The organism is Ethanoligenens sp. (assembly GCF_047718355.1).
GTDB lineage: Bacteria > Bacillota > Clostridia > Oscillospirales > Ethanoligenentaceae > Ethanoligenens.
On sequence record NZ_JBDNLG010000142.1, the window covers coordinates 1 to 3,820 of the forward strand.

The 3,820-nt window shown below is 44.0% G+C and carries 8 protein-coding genes; all 8 read right to left on the reverse strand.

All coding sequences use genetic code 11. The annotated features are described in order from the left end of the window. A partial coding sequence (locus ABF463_RS14115; protein ID WP_415534614.1) for a hypothetical protein occupies positions 1–305 on the reverse strand: 305 nt, incomplete at its 3' end. A 5-nt stretch (positions 306–310) separates the two neighbouring features. Beyond that, the gene (locus tag ABF463_RS14120) at positions 311–637 is read right to left on the reverse strand and encodes a hypothetical protein (RefSeq protein ID WP_415534616.1); all 327 of its coding nucleotides are present in this window, start codon (positions 635–637) and stop codon (positions 311–313) included. A gap of 131 nt (positions 638–768) precedes the next feature. Further along, positions 769–1,011, reverse strand: coding sequence for a hypothetical protein (locus ABF463_RS14125; protein WP_415534618.1), 243 nt, complete (start codon positions 1,009–1,011; stop codon positions 769–771). Beyond that, complete coding sequence (locus ABF463_RS14130) at positions 1,011–2,090, reverse strand: glycohydrolase toxin TNT-related protein (protein ID WP_415534620.1); 1,080 nt, start codon at positions 2,088–2,090, stop codon at positions 1,011–1,013. Before ABF463_RS14130 ends, ABF463_RS14125 begins: the two co-directional genes overlap by 1 nt. A gap of 129 nt (positions 2,091–2,219) precedes the next feature. Beyond that, entirely contained in the window at positions 2,220–2,471 is a 252-nt protein-coding gene (locus ABF463_RS14135) for a hypothetical protein (protein WP_415534622.1), read from the reverse strand. A gap of 137 nt (positions 2,472–2,608) precedes the next feature. Continuing rightward, the gene (locus ABF463_RS14140) at positions 2,609–3,010 is read right to left on the reverse strand and encodes a hypothetical protein (protein WP_415534624.1); all 402 of its coding nucleotides are present in this window, start codon (positions 3,008–3,010) and stop codon (positions 2,609–2,611) included. Positions 3,011–3,024: 14 nt separating this feature from the next. Next, entirely contained in the window at positions 3,025–3,492 is a 468-nt protein-coding gene (locus tag ABF463_RS14145; RefSeq protein ID WP_415534626.1) for a hypothetical protein, read from the reverse strand. Positions 3,493–3,528: 36 nt separating this feature from the next. Further along, the gene (locus tag ABF463_RS14150) at positions 3,529–3,759 is read right to left on the reverse strand and encodes an RHS repeat-associated core domain-containing protein (protein ID WP_415534628.1); all 231 of its coding nucleotides are present in this window, start codon (positions 3,757–3,759) and stop codon (positions 3,529–3,531) included. Positions 3,760–3,820: the final 61 nt, after the last annotated feature.

A 3,820-nucleotide genomic window follows, 5' to 3' on the forward strand; every position in this document is an offset into this window, starting at 1 on the left:
TTTTTGGAATTTTCCAAATTTTCAATTACCTCTTCAAGATGAAATCCATAACTGTTTTGGTACTTTGTTAAAAATAATATTATAGCTTCCTTTGTGTTTTGCTCGTCCAATTTTTCAGTGTGGTTAACTGAATCAACACACTTTATCCATGTGTCCCAGGCGGCTTGATCTGCCGGAATATCGCCAGTAAATAAACTTGGATCAAGAGCTCCTAACAAGGCACCAAGATTATCGTTTTTGGATGTATTGTAATAGTCTTCCAAAGTTTTAAACATTATTAAATAAGCTTTTTTTAAAGATAACATTGCAACTACCCCTCATTGTTTTTTAAACCAGTTTGCCCATTCCAAGACCGAAGGCTATTATTAATTCCACCATCCCAGATTTGTCCATTTCGTGTCTCTACCCAAATCTGTGTTCCATCATCTTGATGTTTTGCATACCAGTTATTTCCGTATTTATCCTTTCCTAAATAGTTATTAGGATCGTTTGCAGTATCGACAAGTGCCTTCCTATTTCCTGGTGTATCAATTACGTGCCCGCTGTTGTCATTAAAAATATGATTTAGTGTAGATTTGTTTTGAGGCAGCTTTACAGAACTCTGATTAGATGTAGGGCCTGTTTCAGAAAAATACAACCCCACATCCTTAGCAAGATTACCAACAGCAACGCCTGTAGACGTTACGCCATACGCAATAGCCCCTGCGTTTGCAATGTTTATGGGAACGTAGATTCCCACTCTGGGTCAATTACGTGGGTAAATTGCTGCTACGGAGTATGTTTGCTGAGCTTATTGACTAAGCGCTCAAATAAATCCTCACAAGCATCTTGTTCAGAGCTATAGGTATTTTCTTTAAACCTCGCACCTCTTTCACTATAATATACGCTCCATTGCCTATTTTCCGACACTATACAATATTTCTGATCATCATTTCCGTAGCCCCCAATGAAATACCAGTTGTCGGGTATATGCAAACTTGTTAATTTCATTTCTAATTCTTTAATAGTCATTAATAAAGCTCCTTTAAATAGCCACTTTCAATCAAGTTTTCAACATTATCCGGGAGGAGATATTGCACCCCACCTCCAGGTTGATTAAATGCAGCAGATATTTTGCCTGCCTTAACATTCTCAATCGATTTGACTACTTCATAAAAATGATGTGCATTTTCATTTTGAACATATGGCAATGCTCTTTGTTCATAAGATGTTCCTATCGGTGATGCAAAAAAACCACTCTCATCCCCATAACGATCAATTATTTGTCCTTTGCTTAATAATTTTGATTGGGGATTTCCTTCAAATCCCATGTTGTCAGGCCACTTTATTTTGCCAGACTCATCTAAAAATGATGAATCCGCCACTTCAAGCTTAGTTGCATTGCTTATTTCCTTTAGCGCCTTTTCAGATGTTTCTGCGGCTTTTGCAATTTCAGAGGCATCCTCTGCACCCTTAACAGCCGTTCCCCCAATTTCTACCGCATCCGCTCCAACCTTAATTCCATCTGTGATATCTCCAGCAATCGGGATAGCAGAAGCGAAGGAAAGACCCATTGCAAGATAGTCGCCCTCTGAGGCATACCAGATACCGCTCGCAATATTAGTTACGGTTCCAACCACCGGAATGAATCCGGCAATGTCCAAAGCTGTGTGCGCGACAGTTGCCGCTGTATTATTTCCCGGTTCCGAGCTGGTGCCAAATGGGTCAATGAGGTTTACCGGGTTCCCATTCGCATAGGCGTAGCGGTTCAGGCTTTCGCTGGTCTGGATGCTGCCCTTCTTTACATCGGCGTTGACGAACCGGTTCAGCGTAGCGGAATAATACCGCGCCCTCATATAATATAGGCCGTTGCTGTCGGTCTGCACACCGTCGCGGCCATTGAACAGGAAAATAGCTTTGCTGTTGCCGGTGTGGCTGGTTAAATCACCATAAGTTCCGTAAGTATACCTCGGTAACACTGACTCTGAAATTGGTGAATTCCGTTGTGCTGCCGCGATAATCGTAATGATAGGCACTGTAATTTCCGCTTGCATCCTGCGCGCCGAGCAGGCCGTTGCCGTAAACGTAATAGGTTTTGTTGCCGTCGGCATCGGTGCTCACCAGCATCCGGCTCAGGCTGGCAGTCGTGTCGTAGACATATTTTGTCGTACTGCCGCCGGTAGCCTGCGCGACGCGGTTGTTCTCCGCGTCATAAGTGTAGGTAACAGAGCCCGCCGCCGTCAGGCGGTTCTGTGAATCGTAGGAGAACGCGCCCAGTGGCCCGCCCGGTCAATGTTGCTGTCGGCATCGTAGGTGACCGCCGTGCCGTTGTAGCTGGTCAGGCGGTCGTTTTTGTCATAGACCATCCCCGTTCCGCTGGCGCTGGTGATATTCCCGGCGGCATCCAAACCAAAGGTGTTGTGTGCCACAAGCACACTCGATGCATTCTTCACCTGCCGGTCGGTCAGTCTGCCGTTTGCATCGTAGGCCATGGTGGCGGTTGTGGAACCGTCCGAAGATGTTTCGGCGAGAATATTGCCGTCCGCGTCATAGGTGTAGGCGTACTGGTTGATGATCGCCCCCGCGGCCGTCTTGTCCGCCGTGCCGGTGAGACGGTTCGTATGAGTGCTTACGCTCGTATAATCAAATCTATATTTCTTTTATTGGGGGAATCATATTCGAGTGTTATTTCGTTATTGGACTTGGGCCATTTATTCAGTGCGTTCGTGTATCCTTCAAGCAATGCTATTGCTCCATGCTTAATGTAAAGTACAAATCCAACTGCACCTGCAATTCCATTCACTGACCCATCAATATCACCTATATGGAACGATTTATTATCCAAACGTAAATCTTCACTATTTTCAGGAAGCGAAAAATTAGTGAAAAATCCGGCATCAGAATGTTCTCTTGATATTACATTTATAACCATGTATTGCTTTTTAAGCCGAGAAAATACGTTTCCTTCACCATTCAAAAACATTTTCATCAATTTGTTTTCAAAGACATCAAGACTTTTTATGACTTTCATTATGGTTATCCTCCTTACGGAATAAATGCAGTTCCAATTTTAACTTGACCATTTATTACAGTTCCTCTTACCGTCACATTGATACCATTGACGTTTACAGTTATGTCTTTAAAATTTCCAGTAATATTATTAGCGCCAACATATTTTTGAGTAGCTGTTTCCAAGGCGTTAAATGCTTTTGTCTCATTTCCACTGTACTTTCCTAACAAACTATCAAGATTATGTTCGGACTTTCCAAAGATGTGATTTAATTTATTTGCATCAGCAACCTTCTCTGCATCCTTGGCAGCTTCACTTATTTTTTCAACGTCTTTTCCAATTTCAACAGCATCTTTAGCTGTTTTTCCAACTTCCGTGATGTCACCGACAATCGGAATAAAAGCTATTGCATAAAAACCAGCATTTGCCCAATCGCCTTCGGACGCATACCATACGCCGTTTGCCGCGTCAAAAACCATTCCGACGCCGGGAATGATTTCCAAACCGTCTAATACGGTATGAGCGACGTCCTTTGCAGCTTAACTCCCCGTTTCCAAACTGGTTCCGAATGGGTCTATCAGGTTTATCGGGTCTCCGTTGGCATAGGCATAGCGGTTCAGGGTTTCGGCGTCCTGAATGTTGCCCTTTTTTACATCGACGTTCACGAACCGTTTCAGTGTGGAGGAATAATACCGCGCCCGCATGTAATATAGGCCGTTGCTGTCGGTCGGTCTGCACGCCGTCGCGGCCATTGAACAGGAAGATCGCACTGCTGCTGCCGGTGTGGCTGGTTAAATCACCATAAGTTCCGTAAGTATACCTCGGTAACAC

What these genes read in the sequence shown, in the direction of transcription:
- ABF463_RS14125 (WP_415534618.1), bottom strand. Translation starts at nt 1,011, where the DNA reads ATGACTATTAAAGAATTAGAAATGAAATTAACAAGTTTGCATATACCC.
- ABF463_RS14130 (WP_415534620.1), bottom strand. Translation starts at nt 2,090, where the DNA reads ATGCCGACGGCAACAAAACCTATTACGTTTACGGCAACGGCCTGCTCG.
- ABF463_RS14135 (WP_415534622.1), bottom strand. Translation starts at nt 2,471, where the DNA reads ATGGCCTACGATGCAAACGGCAGACTGACCGACCGGCAGGTGAAGAAT.
- ABF463_RS14140 (WP_415534624.1), bottom strand. Translation starts at nt 3,010, where the DNA reads ATGAAAGTCATAAAAAGTCTTGATGTCTTTGAAAACAAATTGATGAAA.